Annotated in this window: 18 protein-coding genes; 6 read left to right on the top strand and 12 right to left on the bottom strand. The window is 63.5% G+C overall.

Going from position 1 to position 17,114, the window contains the following annotated elements; translation table 11 throughout:
* Positions 1-8 precede the first annotated feature (8 nt).
* The 3 genes from RN01_RS23130 to RN01_RS23120 form a co-directional block, all read right to left on the bottom strand.
* Positions 9-326: a DUF736 domain-containing protein gene (locus tag RN01_RS23130; protein ID WP_017514200.1), complete on the bottom strand. Its 318-nt coding sequence runs from the start codon at positions 324-326 to the stop codon at positions 9-11.
* 759 nt (positions 327-1,085) lie between these two features.
* Complete coding sequence (locus RN01_RS23125; RefSeq protein ID WP_017514201.1) at positions 1,086-3,134, bottom strand: ParB/RepB/Spo0J family partition protein; 2,049 nt, start codon at positions 3,132-3,134, stop codon at positions 1,086-1,088.
* A gap of 79 nt (positions 3,135-3,213) precedes the next feature.
* The gene (locus RN01_RS23120; RefSeq protein WP_017514202.1) at positions 3,214-4,038 is read right to left on the bottom strand and encodes a DUF932 domain-containing protein; all 825 of its coding nucleotides are present in this window, start codon (positions 4,036-4,038) and stop codon (positions 3,214-3,216) included.
* Positions 4,039-4,718: 680 nt separating this feature from the next.
* On the opposite strand from RN01_RS23120, the gene RN01_RS23115 reads away from it, so the two are divergent.
* Entirely contained in the window at positions 4,719-5,645 is a 927-nt protein-coding gene (locus RN01_RS23115) for a hypothetical protein (protein ID WP_017514573.1), read from the top strand.
* A 79-nt stretch (positions 5,646-5,724) separates the two neighbouring features.
* On the opposite strand, the gene RN01_RS34045 is transcribed toward RN01_RS23115, so the two are convergent.
* Both RN01_RS34045 and RN01_RS23105 read right to left on the bottom strand, forming a co-directional pair.
* Entirely contained in the window at positions 5,725-5,901 is a 177-nt protein-coding gene (locus RN01_RS34045) for a hypothetical protein (protein WP_017514572.1), read from the bottom strand.
* A gap of 174 nt (positions 5,902-6,075) precedes the next feature.
* A complete protein-coding gene (locus RN01_RS23105; RefSeq protein WP_017514571.1) occupies positions 6,076-7,014 on the bottom strand; it encodes a hypothetical protein in 939 nt (312 codons plus the stop codon).
* 141 nt (positions 7,015-7,155) lie between these two features.
* Between RN01_RS23105 and RN01_RS23100 the strand changes: the two genes are divergently transcribed.
* Entirely contained in the window at positions 7,156-7,542 is a 387-nt protein-coding gene (locus RN01_RS23100; RefSeq protein WP_017514570.1) for an AlpA family transcriptional regulator, read from the top strand.
* Positions 7,543-7,557: 15 nt separating this feature from the next.
* Here the strand turns inward: RN01_RS23100 and RN01_RS23095 are convergent, their stop codons facing one another.
* Positions 7,558-8,082, bottom strand: a complete 525-nt coding sequence (locus RN01_RS23095; protein ID WP_017514569.1) for an AlpA family transcriptional regulator — start codon at positions 8,080-8,082, stop codon at positions 7,558-7,560.
* Between the two features lie 177 nt (positions 8,083-8,259).
* Positions 8,260-9,516 carry a tyrosine-type recombinase/integrase gene (locus RN01_RS23090; protein WP_024569797.1) on the bottom strand — a complete coding sequence of 419 codons (1,257 nt, stop codon included), beginning with the start codon at positions 9,514-9,516 and terminating at the stop codon, positions 8,260-8,262.
* A 1-nt stretch (position 9,517) separates the two neighbouring features.
* Between RN01_RS23090 and RN01_RS34375 the strand changes: the two genes are divergently transcribed.
* Positions 9,518-9,814, top strand: coding sequence for a hypothetical protein (locus tag RN01_RS34375; RefSeq protein ID WP_167351968.1), 297 nt, complete (start codon positions 9,518-9,520; stop codon positions 9,812-9,814).
* A gap of 2 nt (positions 9,815-9,816) precedes the next feature.
* On the opposite strand, the gene guaA is transcribed toward RN01_RS34375, so the two are convergent.
* The 3 genes from guaA to guaB all read right to left on the bottom strand — a co-directional run bounded on the left by guaA (position 9,817) and on the right by guaB (position 13,603).
* Positions 9,817-11,436, bottom strand: coding sequence for a glutamine-hydrolyzing GMP synthase (gene guaA / locus RN01_RS23085; protein WP_011516212.1), 1,620 nt, complete (start codon positions 11,434-11,436; stop codon positions 9,817-9,819).
* On the bottom strand, positions 11,411-12,052 hold the full coding sequence (locus RN01_RS23080) for a hypothetical protein (protein WP_017513703.1): 642 nt from the start codon (positions 12,050-12,052) through the stop codon (positions 11,411-11,413). Before RN01_RS23080 ends, guaA begins: the two co-directional genes overlap by 26 nt.
* A gap of 87 nt (positions 12,053-12,139) precedes the next feature.
* The gene (guaB, locus tag RN01_RS23075; protein WP_011516210.1) at positions 12,140-13,603 is read right to left on the bottom strand and encodes an IMP dehydrogenase; all 1,464 of its coding nucleotides are present in this window, start codon (positions 13,601-13,603) and stop codon (positions 12,140-12,142) included.
* Positions 13,604-13,728: 125 nt separating this feature from the next.
* On the opposite strand from guaB, the gene RN01_RS23070 reads away from it, so the two are divergent.
* Positions 13,729-14,688, top strand: a complete 960-nt coding sequence (locus RN01_RS23070; RefSeq protein WP_024569798.1) for a DMT family transporter — start codon at positions 13,729-13,731, stop codon at positions 14,686-14,688.
* Positions 14,689-14,782: 94 nt separating this feature from the next.
* Positions 14,783-15,322, top strand: a complete 540-nt coding sequence (locus RN01_RS23065; protein ID WP_017513701.1) for a DUF4124 domain-containing protein — start codon at positions 14,783-14,785, stop codon at positions 15,320-15,322.
* Positions 15,323-15,531: 209 nt separating this feature from the next.
* On the opposite strand, the gene RN01_RS23060 is transcribed toward RN01_RS23065, so the two are convergent.
* Positions 15,532-15,897, bottom strand: coding sequence for an RnfH family protein (locus RN01_RS23060; protein WP_024569799.1), 366 nt, complete (start codon positions 15,895-15,897; stop codon positions 15,532-15,534).
* Positions 15,872-16,321, bottom strand: coding sequence for a type II toxin-antitoxin system RatA family toxin (locus RN01_RS23055; RefSeq protein WP_017513699.1), 450 nt, complete (start codon positions 16,319-16,321; stop codon positions 15,872-15,874). The genes RN01_RS23060 and RN01_RS23055 overlap by 26 nt, the downstream gene beginning before the upstream one ends.
* A 176-nt stretch (positions 16,322-16,497) precedes the next feature.
* Between RN01_RS23055 and smpB the strand changes: the two genes are divergently transcribed.
* Positions 16,498-16,950 carry an SsrA-binding protein SmpB gene (gene smpB, locus RN01_RS23050; RefSeq protein WP_008652065.1) on the top strand — a complete coding sequence of 151 codons (453 nt, stop codon included), beginning with the start codon at positions 16,498-16,500 and terminating at the stop codon, positions 16,948-16,950.
* Positions 16,951-17,114: the final 164 nt, after the last annotated feature.

Genomic DNA, 17,114 nt, shown 5'->3' with positions numbered 1-17,114 from the left:
GGGCGGCGTCAGTCCGCCTGCTGCGGCTTGCTGCGCGACCAGATCAGGTCGTGCGTGCCGTTCTCGCCTTCGATCAGGCGGGCGTAGACCGTTGCCGGGAACGAAGGATCGTCGAGGGTCACGGACAGGTAGTCCCGTCCGGCCTCGCTGGTTTTCTTCCACGCCGCGCCGATGTCGTGGCCGGCCGCCTGCAGACGGAAGTCCGGGGCTTTCTCGTTGTCGCCCTTGTCGTTGGGAACCAGCTTGACCTTGACGTTGAGCGTCAGGGTGCGAAGCGTGCCGGTGAAGCCGTCTTTCTCTGCGGTGAAGGTGCCGATGTTAGCCATGATGTTTCTCCTTTCGGGTTGAACAAGGTCGCGCCAGTGCGTCCTTGTTGTGAACCGGCCGGCGAGGGATGGGCGGGTCGCACCGCGCAGCGGTCGCAACAGCGTGGAGAACCTGGAAGCGAAAAGAATTTGTCCCGTGAGGAATGCGCGCAGCGCAGGGGAAATTGTTTTCGCTGCAAGGTTGCGGCCATGAAGCCCAAGGCGCAGCCGTGCCCTCGCCAGGATTCACGACAAGCCAAGGACGCACGGGCCGCCCGCTCCCGAAAGGAGACATGGCTGACTCGCTATCCCCGTGTGACGGCTGCACCGGCTTGTACCCTGACGCGGGCAAGGCCAACCGCCAGCCACAAGGCGATAACGCCCCTTGCGGCCCGCAAGCGGCCTTCGTAGTTAAGGTGTGGCGTGGAAGCTCCATAGCAAGCCGGGCGGCGTGTCGGTGAACCGTCCTTCGTGACGTACAGGCGGCGAACCGTCAGCGTCGAGGACGGCACGCTTTGGCACAACCTGCCGCAGCGAGCCGGGGCGTAGCCCCACAAGTCCCGCCCCTGGCGGCGGGGGGGGCCATCGAAATCTTGCCCGCGCCAGCGGGCGCAGATTGCCGTGCCGCGTGCAAGGCACTTGCACGGCCGCCCCGTCGCCGCCTGGTCGAAGGCGGCGACGGGGCGATTTTGCTGTGGGCGTTGAAAACCGGGCGCGGCCACTGCCGCGCCCGGTTCGGGTGATAGCCCCGGCGCTGTGCGCCGGGGCTATGCGACTACTTCACGCGGCCAGTGCGTGCGCTTCCTCCTCGCTGGTGGCATCTTCCGGCGCGTCGGCGTCGGCCTCGTCCACCACCACCGGCACGCCTTCCGGCTCGGTGTGATGGCCGGTCTGGAATACGGCGGGCATCCAACCCGTACCATCCGCCAGCCGTTCCGCTTCGCTGGCAATGTCGCCTTTTTTCAACTTTGACAGGCGGGTGACATGCGCCGGGGCGTACTGGTTTACGGCTTCCAGAATCACGGCCTTGGGGACGTGCTGGAAATAGCCCTCGGCGGTCGGCTTCCACCATGCGGCCATGTCCAACTCCACTGCCCGCGCCAGTTCCGCGCCGGGCTGGTGCTGCGCAGCGCGAGGCGTCACCACGTCCACCGTGGAAGCCACGCACACGGCAAGCAGGCGCACCAGTTCATCTTGCGACTTCGTCAGCAACACGGCGAACAGTTCGGCGCTTTCCTCCGGCAAGGTTGCGCCCGCGACTTCCTGCAAGGTGCGCAATGCTACGGCGGCGGGCGATTCCGACACGTCCGGGGCAAGGCTTTCCAGCCGGTCTTGCACTTTCAGGCTGACGCCAAGCGGCAAGTCATGTCCGTGGTAGCGGTCTTGCAGCACGGTTTGCACCATGCCATGCACCAGCGCAGCCAGTGCCACCAGCGGATGCCGGGCGACTTCGACTTGCAACGCCGCCGTGCGGTGGGCGCTCAACCGCTGCGCCAGCCGATCGGACACGCTGGCGGTCTTGGGCGCTTCGGGTTCGTCGCCTTCGTCGTCGTTCGCGCTTTCCCCGACGAATCCCTGCCGCAGCTTTTCCAGCGTGCGCAGTGCCTTGGCCTCGGCCTCGCGCAGCAGGCCGCGATGAATCACGGCTTCGCCCTCGCGGTCGAGCGTGACGATGGAACCGGCCACGGCGCGCACGTCCGGGGCGTAGCTTTGCAAGGCTTCTTCGATGGTTTGCAGTTCCCCGGCCACGTGTTCGCGGCGTTCTTCCAGCGTTGCCGCCTTGTCCTCGTCCTCGGCGTCGTAAGCGTCTTCCAGTTCGGCGTCGATTTTTTCGAGGCGGGTTTGCAGCGAGGCGAAGCGGCGGGCTTCGCGGGCGGTCGGCTCGCGGCGCTGGCGCGGCGCGTTCTGGAATGCCTGCCGGTCGGCGGAACTGATGTGCGGCGTAGCATCCACCCACGCCCAGCCTTCGGCACGCACGCCCTCGGCCAGCGCGTCCAGTTTGCCGCGCACCAACGTTTCCAGCAGTGCGGCGTCGGTCAGGTAGGTTCCGGTATCGCCTTCGGCGAACAGGTCGCGGCGGGTGCCGCCGCCTGCCGCCGTGTAGGTCTCCAGCCCGGCGAAACGCACCAACGGATGCGCGGCATTGATTTCGCGCTCGGTCAGGCGTTCGCGCAGAGCGGACGCGCCGCGCTGCCATTCCGGCGCACCGTAGTACGCGGCTTCCTGCGCGGCGTGGTCGTCGGTGACGGTCAAGGCCATCAACTGTTCCAGCGTTGCGGTGCCGGCGCGGTAATCGACCAGCAGGCGCGGCGAGACGTTTGCCAGCTTCAAGCGGCGCTGCACCACCAGCGGGGTCACGCCGAAGTCAGCGGCAATGTCCTCGATGGGTCGGCCTTCCTTGACCAGTGCGGCAAAAGCCGCGAACTGATCGGCGGGGTGCATGTTCTCGCGCTGCACGTTTTCCGCGAGGCTCACGGTACGGGCGGACGCATCGGCCACCAGCAGGCACGGCACTTCGTAGTCGGCGGCGATGCGCTTCTTCTTCGCCAGCAGCTTCAACGCGGTCAGGCGGCGGTCGCCCGCCACGACTTCGTAATGCTCACCATCTGCGGCGGCAATCACGATGAGGTTTTGCAGCAGGCCGACGCGGGCGATGCTCGCAGCCAGTTCAGGGATGGACTGGCGCGGAGTCGTGCGGACGTTGCGCTTGGAGCGGCGCGGCAACAGTTGCGACAGCGGAACCAGAATCAGGTTCTTGGTCGGGTCGGCCACTTCCAGCGGCGTGACGGCTTCAACGGCGGAGGCTTCGGTTTTGAGAACGGCGTTCATGGTGATAACTCCTTGCGGTTAGGGATGCAGCAGCGAAAGAAGCGGCAAGGGCTGCTGCCTGCCCCTGCCGCGTTGGGATTCAGGCTTTCAACTGGCGCAGGCCATCGGCCAGCAGCCACAAGGCGCGATTGAGGCGGATGCCGTTGTCGATGCCTTGCACCGGGCGAGTGGTCTGGCGGCGACCATTCGCGGCACGGGCGGACAGGCCGCCTTTGATGAGGTTTTCTTGCGTGCGGTTGAACACGCTCCACAAGTCGCGGCGGCTGTCGTCGTGACGGCGCGGCATCAGGATTTGCGATTCCGTGATGGGCGCGGGCTTGTCCTCGTCGTACTTCAACGCCAGCGCAGCGCGGGCGAAGACTTCCGATTCCCCTGCATCCAGCGTGATTGCCTGCATGGCATCGCGGGATTCCTGCGCTCGGTCGAAGCCGCGCAGGACTTCGTAAGCGCCTTCAATGACCTGCGCGGCCACATCGCCTTTGTGGGGTACGCGCACGTCCGCCACGGTGTCGCCACAAACGAGGCCGTTCTGGCACACAAAGCGGAACATGCCGGCGAGCATCTGATAGCTGCTCGTGCCGTCGTGGGAGTTCAGCAGGATGATTTCGTTGGCCTCGCGGCCGTTGATCTGGCTGGCATGGCGCAGCCGGATCATGTGCTTGGTGTAGTCACGGCGGTCGTCGGCGCGCACGCGGGTCTGGCACACCATGAAGGGCTCGAAGCCCTCCCCGCGCAGCTCTTGCAGCACGCTGGCGGTGGGGATATAGCTGTACCGCTGCGAACGGCTTTCGTGCGGGGCGTCCGCGAAGATGGACGGGGCCACGGCGCGGATTTGGTCATCGGACAAGGGGCGTTCCGAACGCAGCACCGGCGAACGGGAAGCGAAGCGAGAGGCGAGTTGCATGGTGATTTCTCCTGACAAAGAAAGAAGGGTTGGCTTTCACCGCACACCGGATTTCTAGATTCGGAGCCCAGCCTTTCGGCTGTTCGGTGCGGTCGGCACGACGAACCCGGTTGGCCTCGTTGCCACCGTCTTTTCTGAGTTCATCGCCCGCGACGGTCAGGAGCGCGCGGACGGGGGCCGTCAAGGAGACAAGCGCAGGGTTGGTGCGGCCCGCAGGCGCAGCCGAGGACACGGCCCTGCGCGCCTTGACGGCACACGGCCGCGGGCTACAGTCGCGGACAAGGTGATGAGGTCAGGAAAGACGGTGACCTAGGCAACGGCCATCCCTGTGTGCCGACCGCACGCAAGCGAAGCGCGCAGGCCCGGATCGAGAATCCGGGCCGTAGGCGTCAGCGATGGAAGCCCGCAGGGGCCGAGACGCCGCAGGCGGCTCGATGCGCAGCACGACAGCGCGACCGGCAACGCCGGGGACGCCCATCAGCTCGATGTCGCCACGTGCTTGCCGCCAGATCCTTTTTCGCGGAAAATGGAGGTCAAGGCCTCGTCCGCCTGAGCTTCGAGCGGCTCAATCAAGACTGCTGAAACTGCTTTTCCTCATCTTCTTGCCACCACCATGCGATATCGCCTGGGCGTCGGCCAAGTAATCGCTCGATTGGCCACGCTGAGATCAGGAGAATCGTATGTCGATCGGCATTTCCGACCTTGCCCATTCCGTTCGCAAGAACAGCGCTGCTCAAGGGCCATCCGTGCCCCTCGGGCATTCGCAGCAGTTGGTCGTGGCGGCGCTGGGCTACAAGACCTTTGCCGCCTACCAGGCTGCACAAGCGACTTCACAGGAACCGGCGCATCTGGCCGATGTCCACCACGTCGTACTCGACGTCGACCGGCTCGATCAGCGTGCGTCGGAGCTTGGCGTGGCGACCACGCCCGACCAACTGCACGCGTTGCTCGATACCGCCTTCGGCGAGCGCGCGCCGCATATCCGCCTCCACGCGTCCTACGCCGCCTTCGAGGATTTTCTGCGGCAGCATGTGGATCAAACGGTCACGGAAGATAGTGACGTGAATAGCGAAATGGCCAATGCCAACTACGACGGCATCGACGAGGTGTATTTCGATTTCGAGGTCGCGTTCGATGACGTCGCCGTGGGCGGTGCGCTCGATATCGAACTGGCCGGGCACGTAGGCCTGGGAATCGACACCGAGCGGCCCTACGCGGGCCACATCGTGAACGTGGAGGGCGTGCTGAGCGTGGTGCGCCTGGGCCAGCACTGTTTTGGATCGGTGGATTGCCAGGTCACCAAGGCTGATCTGGATACCGACTGGGGCGACGACGACCACGAAGACGGGCCGCCGGTGCGCAGCACGTCGCAGGCCTACGCGGAGTTGCTCGGCCTGGAGCTGCACGAGGTCGGCGACCTGGTCGATGTCGAGGCCGAGCCGCGAGACGGCAATAGCGGCGAGATGATCTACAGCTATCTGCTGGATTTCACGGACGCCGCCTCGCCCGAGATCGCGCAGAAGATCCTGCGGCGCCACGGCTCGCTGCGTATCGAGGTCGGCCCGAGCTTCTTCGAGAACTTGCGTAGCGACGACTGGCCGCGGTAACGACGCAAGCACGCGCATCCCACGGAAGTGGGATGCGCGACCCAGGCGTCCGCGAGGACACCGACCGTTAGCCGTTGCCTTACCGCATGTCGGCGTACAAGGTCAGCGGGGCAAAGATCGCGGCGATGACGACCGCGCCCAGCGAGGTCAGCCAGAAATCGACGCCGATGGCAATGACGTCCGCCAGCTTCGGCACGGCGGAGACCCGGTGCAATATCGCATTGACGCGCACGATGACCTGCAGCCAGTCCGGCATCGTCGTCACCGCATGAGGGCGTTGAACAAGAAGGTCAATGGGTACAGCACCAGCAATCCCATGCCAGGGCACTGGAGGCGGTACGTGCCGTCATGCCAAAAGGCTCAAATATCTAGCTGATGCACCTGCATCCAGCATCAGCATCACCCCCGCCCGTCAGAATGACGCCTAAGGCTACTCAAGACTGACATCGAAGGGCGCGTACACCGATCGAAACGTCGTCAGGATGCTCTGCCTGGCCGCATCCAGTTCGCCAGCGGCGCGATGGGTGAGCGTGTACGTCGGACAATCCGGCTGACCGCAGCCGCAGTGTTTGATCTCCCCTTCCTTGAGGCGAGTCACGAAGATGCGCCGCAGCGCATCGACCTGACGAACGACCTTGTTCAATACGGCGCGGATGCGTCGATCGCGAAGATGATGGATCGATGGGATGCGCCGGATCTCGTCGCCTTCGCGTGTCCGCCACACGCCGGTGTTCAGCGCGCCTATAGTGTCTTCGATGGCCTGCTGAAAAGCAGGCAGGGAGCTTTCCTGATGGAATGGCGTGCGAAAGGCGGGACGATCGAACACGGCCGCCATCAATTGCAGCGCATCGGCATCCGTCAATTCGGGAAAGTCGTCCACGAACGCACGGATCGCCGTTTCGGCATCGGGAAATTCGATGCCCTGGACAAAACGGCGCAGCAGGTATTCGGCGCGAAGGCGCAGGTTTTCCTCGAACTCCACGCCCGACCATATCGTCACGTGCGCAACGCCCAGGGACGCTGCGGCCTGCTCGATCCGCGTTCGGGCGGTGTCCGACACGGCGCCACGGCAGACGAACTTGAAGGCATCCGGCACCCCGCCGATGGCCTTGACCGCCTTGCTCATGTCGCTCTTGGCCTTCGCCAGGGTCAGCGTGTCCCGGTTCGCGCATTGGATGATGGTTTTGCGTGCTGGCCGGTCATCAAACGGCTCGGTGCCCGAGATGTCCCGTCCTTGGTCTCCACCGGATTGCCCGCGCCAGACCAAGTCGTGCCAGCCGGCGCGCACGTGATACGCAAAGACCAGGCGCTCGAACTGAAGGCCGCTGTAGTCCTCGAAGTGAATGGGAGAAACCGTCACTGTCGCCATGCCTTTTTCCTTTTCTTTGTGACTACACGTCCTTCACTACGCCGCACTACGCCGTAGCGAGTTCCCCCGATAGCCAATGAAAGCCACCATTACTCCGTGCGGCGGCAAACCTTTCGACGCCGAACACTCACGGAGTTCGACATGGAGAATAGCCCGCTGCAAAAAATCAATAGGGACGACGGTGCCGAAGGACTACCGCGAGCTGCCTCCCTACCCCTCCCCGGCACGGCCGCCTACGAGGAACTGCCCCAGTTTCCCAAGCGCAACACCTTGCCGTTTCGTCGCACGATTCGCCGCCAGGAACTGCGGCAGATCGTTCCGCTGGCCGAGACTACGATCTACGAGATGGAGCGCCGTGGCGAGTTTCCGCGTCGCTTCAACCTGACGCCGCGCTGTGTCGTGTGGGACCTGGCCGAGGTGGAAGCGTGGGTCGAGGCCCGCAAGCAAGCGCCGCGCGGCGGCGTCTCGAAACCCGATGTCCGTCTACGAAAAACCCGCCCTGTGCGAGCGGCCTCTCGCCAGGAATGAAGCGCGGAGCGGCCCTTAGCTCACCAACGCTCCCAGTTCCCTGGACACTGACCGCGTCAGCCGTCGGCCCTCCTTTGCCACGTTGACCTGCAGCGCCACCCGCGCCACGTCCAGCACGTCCAAGGCCAGCGAATACGTGCCCTTGGCCTGCAGCCAGGCCAGCACGTCCGCCAAGTGCCAGATCGATGCGCTGCCCTCATGCACCGGCGCCGGAAAGCTGCCCGGGTGGGCCAACATCAGCTTGCGCATGTTCTGCCGCGACACACCCACAATATCGGCCACGTCGGTCAGTCCAACCAGGTCCGGCGCGACTTCGATCAACTGTGCCGAAGGCACAGCGTGCCGCACGTCTGCCAGCGCGCTGCGCACGGCCGCCCCGGCATCGGTCGCCTCGCGGGTGAATTCCAGCGCCATGCGTCCCGGCTGCCCGATGCCGATCAAGGCGTCGTCGCAACCGGTCTCGCCCAAGCGCTCGACCAGCGCATCGGTGTCGCTGTCGTCGTCCGCAAGCTGGTACTTCAGGGTAAAGGTGTATTCCATCGCTCTCGTCCTTGGCCCTGTCGGGCGCGGCGGACGCCCACCTGGATGGGCGAGCCACACGCTCGGCTCGCCCGCGAGCGTCTTCAACGTCTTGCCTCCCATGAGCGAGACGGCCATCAGCAACCATGACTATGGACAGGAAGGGCATGGTTGTCAAGTGACAACCATGCCCTTACATTAGGCTATGGCGCTCAACATCGGCACCGTCACGTTCGCCGGCATCAACTTGGGCACGTAGGTCTGCCCGCTACCCCAGGCGTCGACCAGGTTGGACCACTCTTGCAGCATGTGGCGCCGTTGCTCGGCGTATTCGGCCTTGTTGTAGATCGAGCGCGACGAGCGTCCGTCTTCGTGCGCCAGGCACTTCTCGATCCAGTCGCGGTTAAAGCCGATCTCGTTCAACAGGGTCGACCCGGTACGGCGCAGGTCGTGCACGGTGAATGGCTGCAGCGGTAGCCCTTTGCTTTTTGCGGCGTCCGCCACGAGCTGCGTGACCCGATTCAAGGTCGCATTGGACATGCAGCGCTCTGCGTCGTAACGCGAGGGAAAAACGAATCGTGAGCCTGCCGCGCAGGCGTGCAGCGTGACGAAGATGCCCAGCGCCTGACGCGACAGATAGACCACATGCGGGTTGCGTCCTTTCATCCGCTCCTTAGGGATCGTCCACGTCGCGTTCTCGAAATTGACCTCATCCCAGGTGGCGTGAATCAGTTCGCTCTTGCGCACCAGCGTCAGCAGAATCAAGCGCAGCGCCAGCTTAATGGTCGGATAGGTGGCCACCGATTCCATCTGCTGCACCATCAGCCGGATTTCCAGCGGCGACAAGGCGCGATCCTTCGGCACGAAGGTGGCGATCGACGCCGCCCCCACGCTGTTGGCGGGGTTCTCCACCTTTTCACCGTGGGCGATGGCGTAGACATAGACCTGCTTCACGATGTCCCGGATCTGAACTGCGGTGGCTGGCGCCCCCCGCTCCTTGACCTTGTTGCACAAGGCCCGCAAGTCTTCAGGCTCAATTTCGATCAGCAGACGGTTCTGGAAGACCGGCAGGATGTCCCGGTCGATGATGTGCTTGCGCATGGCGCGGGTGCTGTCGGCCAATTTCGCGTGGGCCAGCCAGGCGTCCATCGCCGCGCCGAAGGTCTTGATGGCGACCACGCGGCGCTTCTCGCGTTGCTTTTCAATGGCGGGCGAGATGCCCTTGAGAACGGCTTTCCGCGCGTCCAAAAGCAGTTCGCGCGCCATCGCCAGTGAAATACCGTCAGGGCCGTAGCGCCCGAGGGTTAGGGTCTCCCGGCGTCCGTTAAGACGGTAGTCATAGCGGAAGGTGACGGTACCGGCGGTCGATACCGTCACGTACATCCCATCACGGTCAGAAGCCTTATAAATCCGTGACTTAGGCTTCAAATTACGCAGTGCAGCGTCGGTAAGCATCGTGCATTTCCTCCTGTTTTTTGACGGCTTTTACCGTCAAGGATCAGGAGACCCACTGATGCCCGGAAAGCCGCATAAAACAAGCTTCTCCGAGAAGATTTTTACCGTCAAAGACGGTAAAAGTCTGAATAGTGAATGGGAGGGTATCAATCCGGCCTCGATTTCTACCGTCAGCTGTACCGCCAACTTTTTCTGCTGGCCGGCGATTGACACCGATAGCCGCCGCGACGTATTTCTTTCTAAATCAACACGTTATGGCTGTTTTTCGATAGCTGGCGATAGTCCCCGAAGGACCTGATTTCACTCCCACTCGATTGTCGCAGGCGGCTTGCCCGAGACGTCGTACACCACGCGGTTCAGCCCGCGAACCTCGTTGATGATGCGGTTCGAGCAGCGGCCCAGCAGCGAGTACGGCAGGTGCGCCCAGTGGGCGGTCATGAAGTCGGTGGTCTGCACCGCGCGCAGCGCGACGACATAGTCGTACGTACGGCCATCGCCCATCACGCCCACGGACTTCACCGGCAGGAACACGGCAAATGCCTGGCTGGTCAGGTCGTACCAGCTCTTGCCCACCTGATTCGCTTCGCACAGACCGGCAGCGGCGTCCTGCTCCGTGGCGATCGTCTTGCGGAGTTCCTCGATGAAGATTGCATCGGCGCGACGCAGCAGGTCGGCATAGTCGCGCTTGACCTCGCCGAGAATCCGCACACCCAGACCCGGGCCCGGGAACGGATGACGGTAGACCATCTCGGGCGGCAGGCCCAATGCCACGCCCAATTCGCGCACTTCGTCCTTGAACAAGTCGCGCAGCGGCTCCAGAAGCTTCAGGCCCAGCGTTTCCGGCAGGCCACCCACATTGTGGTGGCTCTTGATCGTCGTAGCCTTCTTGGTCTTGGTACCGCCCGACTCCACCACGTCCGGGTAGATCGTGCCCTGCGCCAGCCACTTGGCGTTGCTCAGCTTCTTCGCTTCGGCCTGGAAGACTTCGACAAACTCGCGGCCAATGATCTTGCGCTTCTGCTCGGGGTCGGTCACGCCGGTCAGATGACCCAGGAACTGCTCGGAGGCATCGATATGCACAACCTTCGCGTGCAGGCGGCCTGCGAACATGTCCATCACCATCTTGCCTTCGTCCAGGCGCAGCAGGCCGTGATCGACGAACACGCAGGTGAGCTGGTCGCCAATGGCGCGATGGATCAGCGCGGCGGCCACCGACGAATCGACACCACCGGACAGGCCGAGGATCACCTCTTCATCGCCCACCTGTTCGCGGATCTTCTCGACGGCTTCGGCGATGTGGTCACGCATGACCCAGTCGGCCTTCGTGGCGCAGATCTCCAGCACGAAGCGCTCGATCATCTCGCGGCCCTTCGACGTATGCGTGACTTCCGGGTGGAACTGCACGCCGTAGTAACCGCGCGCCTCGTCGGCCATGCCGGCGATCGGACAGCTCGGCGTGGAGGCCATCAGCTTGAAGCCGGCCGGCAGTGCCGTGACCTTGTCGCCGTGGCTCATCCAGACCTTCAGCATGCCGTGGCCTTCGTCCGTGGCGAAGTCCTCGATGCCCTTGAGCAGGTTCGTGTGGCCATGGGCGCGCACTTCCGCGTAACCAAACTCGCGCGAATCGCTCCACTCCACCTTGCCGCCCAGTTGCACGGCCATCGTCTGCATGCCGTAGCAGATGCCGAGCACCGGCACGCCCAGGTCCCACACGGCCTGCGGCGCGCGCAGTTGGTGGTCCTCGTAGGTGCTGGCGTGGCTGCCGGACAGGATGACGCCCTTCGGCGCGAACTCGCGCACAAACTCGTCGGTGACGTCGTTCGGATGGATTTCGCAGTAGACGTGCGCTTCGCGAACGCGGCGGGCAATGAGCTGTGTGACTTGCGAGCCGAAGTCAAGAATGAGGATTTTGTCGTGCATGATTGGCAGTTGGCAGTGCTTCCGGATCGGGTTCGGGCATCACCTCGGTGCCCGGACCATAGCCAGGCGGTGGCGTGATACCCGGCTCGCGCCGGTATTCGGGAGATGCAGGGGATCCATTCGGGCGCGCCGTGCGGGGCACGCCGGGTTCGTTGTTCGGGGAGTCGCCATTGGCCGCGCCAGCTTCGCGCTCGACCGTAGCCTGTTCGGCCTGTTGCCGCTCACGCAGCCGCACCTTCTTGGCCGCGGGAATCTGCACGATGGCAAAAAAGATCAGTACGGCTGCCAGCGTTAGCAACCAGACCTTGCCCACGCCTTGTACGGGAATGTCGAGAAACAGCGTCCATACGGTCACCAGCAGCGCGCTGACCAGATTCACATAGCCCGTGGTCCGCGCCACGGCGACGGTCAACTGGCCGTTGATGGTGGCCTGGAACAGCAGCCAGGACAGTCCGATCGTCGCCACGCCAAGCAATTGCCCGAAGAGGGCCGGCTGGGGCTGCGGCAATTGCAGCGCGGCATACAGCGTGGTGAACGGTGACGCCAGCAGCAGGATGCCAAGCAGCAAGTCCAACAAGGCGTCGAAGAACAGCACGGCTCGCAGCAATACCTTCATGAGCGCTCCTTTTTTGCAGCGCGGCCGCGCGGCTCCGTCAGCATCGACGAAACCAGCGCGGCCGTGGTGGGAGGCACCAGATCGAAATCAATCGATATGGTAGTTCGGCGCTTCCTTGGTGATCTGCACATCGTGGACATGCGACTCGCGCATCCCCGCGGCGGTGATCTGCACGAACTCGGCGGTTTCGTGCCATTGGGCAATCGAGCTTGCGCCGCAGTAGCCCATCGACGCGCGAATGCCACCGGTCAGCTGGTGGATGATCGCCTGCACCGAGCCCTTGTAAGGTACGCGGCCTTCGATTCCTTCAGGCACGAGCTTGTCGACGTTGGCCGTGTTGTCTTCCTGGAAGTAGCGGTCAGCGGCACCGTCCTTCATCGCGCCAACCGAACCCATGCCACGGTAGCTCTTGAACGAACGACCCTGATACAGGAACACTTCACCCGGCGCTTCCTCGGTACCCGAGAACATGCCGCCCATCATCACGGTGTGTGCGCCAGCGGCCAGTGCCTTGGCAACGTCACCCGAATAGCGCACGCCGCCATCGGCGATCAGCGGCACGTCTGTGCCCTTGAGCGCTTCCGCCACGTTCGACACGGCGGTGATCTGCGGCACGCCGACGCCAGCAACGATACGCGTCGTGCAGATCGAGCCCGGACCGATACCGACCTTGACGCCATCGGCGCCATGCTCGACCAGTGCCAGCGCAGCCGCGCCAGTGGCGATGTTGCCACCCACGACCTGCACTTGCGGGAAATTCTGCTTGACCCAGCGCACACGGTCCAGCACGCCCTGGCTATGGCCGTGCGCGGTATCGACCACGATCACGTCGACGCCGGCCTTGACCAGCAACTCCACACGCTCGTCGTTGTCCGGACCCACGCCCACTGCGGCGCCTACGCGCAGTTGGCCGTGCGCATCCTTATTGGCCAGCGGGTTTTCCACGGCCTTCTGGATATCCTTCACAGTGATCAGGCCACGCAGTTCGAACGCGCCGTTGACTACGAGCACACGCTCCAGACGATGGCGGTTCATCAGGCGCTTGGCTTCTTCCAGCGGAGCGCCTTCGGCGACGGTCACGAGCTTTTCTCGCGGCGTCATCTTCGCGCGCACCGGCGCGTCGAGTTCTTCCTCGAAGCGCAAGTCGCGGTTGGTGATGATGCCGACTACGGTCTTGCCTTCCAGCACCGGGAAGCCCGAAATGCCATGCTGCTGCGACAAGGCAATCACATCGCGGACCTTCATTTCCGGAGAAATGGTGATCGGATCACGCAGCACGCCCGATTCGTAGCGCTTCACACGCTGCACTTCGCGCGCCTGGTCGGCTGGCTTCAGGTTCTTGTGGACGATGCCGATACCACCGGCCTGTGCCATGGAAATGGCAAGGCGAGCTTCCGTCACGGTATCCATGGCGGCGGAAACCAGCGGAATGTTCAAATCGATGGAACGGGTCAGGCGGGTGCGGAGGGAAACATCCCGGGGCAGGACGGCCGAATAGGCCGGGACGAGCAGCACATCATCGAATGTGAGTGCTTTCTGGACAAGACGCATAGCGAATCCTCTAGGCGCAAAAGCAGATTATACAGGAATGCAGGATTTGCTGATGCGTTATCGCATGGCGTTTGCTAATCTCGGCCTCCTTTTTAGACGCCCCTTCGGGGCCAAGCGGGAAGACCATGGGAATCGGGGTGTTATGCGGCCTGTTGGCGGGGGCGTTCTGGGGCATGGTATTCATCGCGCCCAAGCTGCTGCCTGTGTTCTCCCCCTGGGAACTCGCGATCGGCAGGTACCTGGCCTACGGTCTGGTGGCCTTCGTCGCAGCGCTACCCCTGATGGGCCGCATCGCCCGCAAACTGACACGCGCCGACTGCGTCGCCCTGCTGCGCCAGGCATTCACCGGCAACCTGCTCTACTACGTGCTGCTGGCATTCGGCGTGCAGTTGGCGGGCGTCGGACCGACCTCGCTGATCATCGGCATCCTGCCGATTTCGGTCACGCTGATGGGCCGGCGTGACCATGGCGCCGTGCAGCTGCGCCGGCTGGTGCCGCCACTGCTCGTGGTGGCAGCCGGGATCGCCTTCATCAACATCGATCTTTTCGCCGGGGGCGGCAGCGCGCACGGCGCCACGATCGGCGCGGCGGCACGCCCCGTCTGGCAGAAAATCGCCGGTGTGATCTGCGCGGCTGGCGCCCTGGTCTGCTGGACGCTGTATGCCGTCGACAATGCCCGCTACCTTCAGCGCAATCCGCACTACAGCGGCAACGAATGGTCCGCGCTCTACGGCTTGTCGACCGGGCTGGTATCGGCGGTTCTCGCCGCAATCGGCTGGGCGATGTTTGGCGACACCCTGACCGCCCCCGACAGCGGCCGCGACTGGCAGTTGTTCTGGATGGTCAATGCGGCCGTGGCGCTCGGAGCGTCGCTAATTGGCAACAACCTCTGGAACATTTCAAGCCGTCGTTTGCCACTGACGCTGTCCGGTCAGATGATCGTTTTCGAGACGCTCTTCGCGCTGGCATACGGGTTTGTATTCGATCATCGCTGGCCGCGGCCCCTCGAGATGGCCGCGATCATGCTGTTGATGGCAGGCGTGGCGTGGTCCGTGCGCTTGCACGCGACCGACAAGTCTCAGTAGACTAACGAGCCATGACGCACGGGTCACATCACTGTCAACCCTACTGGCGTCTGATGCCCATCTGCAACCCGCTCGACCTGTTGACGCCTTCGCCATGAACCGATCGTCCGTGCTGTACCTGCTGATTGCTGCAAGCCTTGCCGTCCCCGGCACCGCATTCTCCCAATGGCAATGGAAGGACACCAACGGTCGCACGGTCTACAGCGACACGCCGCCACCGCCGTCCGTACCGGACCGCGCCATCATCATGGCACCGGGCCGCGCGCCGGGCATGTATCACGCGGTGGAAGCCGATGCTCCGCCGAAAGGCGACGCACCGGCAAAGGCCGACGCCCCGCGTATGCAACCCACCAGCGTCAAGGCCGGCGGCACCAAGCCGAAGGACGCGGACACCGAATTCCAGGAGCGACGTGACGCGCGCTTGAAGGCGGATCTCGAAGCCGCCACCAAGGAGCGCGAGCAACTGGCCAGGCAACAGAATTGCCAGGAATTGCGCAACTACGCGGCGGGGCTGAATCAAGGGATGCGCGCCGCGAAGGCGGGCCCGGATGGCGTGCCGGTGCGTCTGAACGACGACGAGCGTGCCGCGGAGATTGCGCGCACCAACGAGGCGCTGCAGCAGTGCAATAGCTGACCGGACACAAAGCGACCCGCACGCCACTCATCCGCCACTCATCCGCCACTCATCCGCCACTCATCCGCCACTCATCCGCCACTTAACAAGCCACTTAGAGGCGCTATCAAAATGAAGCGAAGCGGTTCTGGCTAGGCGCGCGGCCGCAGACAGTACAAGTGGTACGGCAAGGTCGCGCAACGACGCCAGAATCATTTTGATAGCGCCTCTTAGGCGCCCTGCCCGCCTCCACGCAGCCATTTCTGGCCCTCGCGCGTGCCGGACGCCCGCGTCCTCTGAACCCGCTTGCGCCGCGCGGTCTTCGGGTCGGCAGTCAGCACACGATACACTTCCACGCGATCTCCCTGCCTTACCGGGGTATCCAGCGTCTTGAGCTTGCCGTAGACACCAACGCGCAGCGTGCTCGGATCGACCTCGGGACAGGCTTGCGTCAGGCCACTGGCCTCGATCGCACCGATGATCGTCGTCCCCGCGGGAACATCCAATTCCTTCAGGAACACGGTATCCGGCCGCGCGTAGCAAACGGACAGGCGGACCACGCCGCCCACCTCAGCCGTTGTTGGCGTTGTCGGCATAAACCACCTCGGCGCGTTTGACGAACGCATCAACAAAGGTATTGGCGATCACGCTGAATACCGGCCCGATGATCTTCTCCAGAAAGACGCTGGAGAACTCGTAATGCAGGTGAAATTCGATCTTGCACGCGTCCTCGCGCAGCGGCGTGAAGCGCCAGGAGCCATTGAAGACCTTGAAAGGCCCGTCGGCGAACGTCATATCAATGCGGGTCGGACGTTCCTGAGCATTACGCGTGTGGAAGAACTGCTTGATCCCTTTGAAATGGATATGGATCTTGGCATCGAGCAGCGCATCAGTCTGCTCGAACACCTCCACACCGCCACACCAGGGCAGAAACTTGGGATAGTCCTCCACGCGGGTGACCAGATCGTACATCTGTTCGGCCGAGTGGCCGAGCAGGACGGATTTATGGACGTCTGCCATGTATTCGGTTTACAGGGCACCGGCGGGCTGGGCCGGGGCCGGGGCGTTTGCTAAAATCGCAATTTTAGCCGACAGCCGCGCGTACGGCACGTCCGGCGCCCGCCGCACCCACCCCGGCTGACTTACGCTGTCGCCCAAGACCGGCGCGACAACTATCTTCAGGAACCACTTCCCGCATGACGATCGCTGACAACAAGAAGGCCTTTTTCGACTACTTCATCGAAGAGCGCTATGAGGCCGGGATCGTGCTCGAAGGCTGGGAGGTCAAGGCGATTCGCGCCGGGCGCGTGCAGATCAAGGAAGGCTACGTCGTGGTACGCGACGCGGAGATGTTCCTGATCGGCGCCCATATCAGCCCGCTGCAAAGCGCCTCCACCCACATCAACCCGGACCCGGTGCGCACGCGCAAGCTGCTGCTCAAGGCCGACGAGATCAAAAAGCTGATCGGCAAGGTCGAGCAGCGCGGCTATACGTTGGTGCCGCTGAATCTGCACTACACGCGCGGCCGCGTCAAATGCGAGATCGGGCTGGCCAAGGGCAAGAAGCAGTTTGACAAGCGCGAAACGGAAAAGAACCGCGACTGGGATCGCGAGAAGGCTCGCATCATGAAGGGCGGCGTGAAGGAATGATGGCAGCGCAAGATAAGCCATAGACAAAAACGGAGGCATGAGCCTCCGTTTTTGTTTCTGCCGACCTACTGCGTATTCCGCCGAACCTGGACACCCGCTCCGCCGCAAACTGGGCACCTGTTCCAACGCAAACTGGACACGCGTTCCAGGCCAAACTGGACACT

This window comes from Cupriavidus sp. SHE (assembly GCF_000812445.1).
Classification (GTDB): domain Bacteria; phylum Pseudomonadota; class Gammaproteobacteria; order Burkholderiales; family Burkholderiaceae; genus Cupriavidus; species Cupriavidus metallidurans.
This window is presented reverse-complemented; position numbering and strand designations above follow the sequence as displayed.

Coding starts and splice junctions, on each gene's coding strand:
- RN01_RS23125 (WP_017514201.1), bottom strand. CDS start 3,134: ATGAACGCCGTTCTCAAAACCGAAGCCTCCGCCGTTGAAGCCGTCACG.
- RN01_RS23060 (WP_024569799.1), bottom strand. CDS start 15,897: ATGCCGACAACGCCAACAACGGCTGAGGTGGGCGGCGTGGTCCGCCTG.
- RN01_RS23070 (WP_024569798.1), top strand. CDS start 13,729: ATGGGAATCGGGGTGTTATGCGGCCTGTTGGCGGGGGCGTTCTGGGGC.
- RN01_RS23055 (WP_017513699.1), bottom strand. CDS start 16,321: ATGGCAGACGTCCATAAATCCGTCCTGCTCGGCCACTCGGCCGAACAG.
- RN01_RS23100 (WP_017514570.1), top strand. CDS start 7,156: ATGGAGAATAGCCCGCTGCAAAAAATCAATAGGGACGACGGTGCCGAA.
- RN01_RS23115 (WP_017514573.1), top strand. CDS start 4,719: ATGTCGATCGGCATTTCCGACCTTGCCCATTCCGTTCGCAAGAACAGC.
- RN01_RS23105 (WP_017514571.1), bottom strand. CDS start 7,014: ATGGCGACAGTGACGGTTTCTCCCATTCACTTCGAGGACTACAGCGGC.
- RN01_RS23095 (WP_017514569.1), bottom strand. CDS start 8,082: ATGGAATACACCTTTACCCTGAAGTACCAGCTTGCGGACGACGACAGC.
- RN01_RS23065 (WP_017513701.1), top strand. CDS start 14,783: ATGAACCGATCGTCCGTGCTGTACCTGCTGATTGCTGCAAGCCTTGCC.
- RN01_RS34045 (WP_017514572.1), bottom strand. CDS start 5,901: ATGCCGGACTGGCTGCAGGTCATCGTGCGCGTCAATGCGATATTGCAC.
- guaB (WP_011516210.1), bottom strand. CDS start 13,603: ATGCGTCTTGTCCAGAAAGCACTCACATTCGATGATGTGCTGCTCGTC.
- guaA (WP_011516212.1), bottom strand. CDS start 11,436: ATGCACGACAAAATCCTCATTCTTGACTTCGGCTCGCAAGTCACACAG.
- smpB (WP_008652065.1), top strand. CDS start 16,498: ATGACGATCGCTGACAACAAGAAGGCCTTTTTCGACTACTTCATCGAA.
- RN01_RS23090 (WP_024569797.1), bottom strand. CDS start 9,516: ATGCTTACCGACGCTGCACTGCGTAATTTGAAGCCTAAGTCACGGATT.
- RN01_RS23130 (WP_017514200.1), bottom strand. CDS start 326: ATGGCTAACATCGGCACCTTCACCGCAGAGAAAGACGGCTTCACCGGC.
- RN01_RS23080 (WP_017513703.1), bottom strand. CDS start 12,052: ATGAAGGTATTGCTGCGAGCCGTGCTGTTCTTCGACGCCTTGTTGGAC.
- RN01_RS23120 (WP_017514202.1), bottom strand. CDS start 4,038: ATGCAACTCGCCTCTCGCTTCGCTTCCCGTTCGCCGGTGCTGCGTTCG.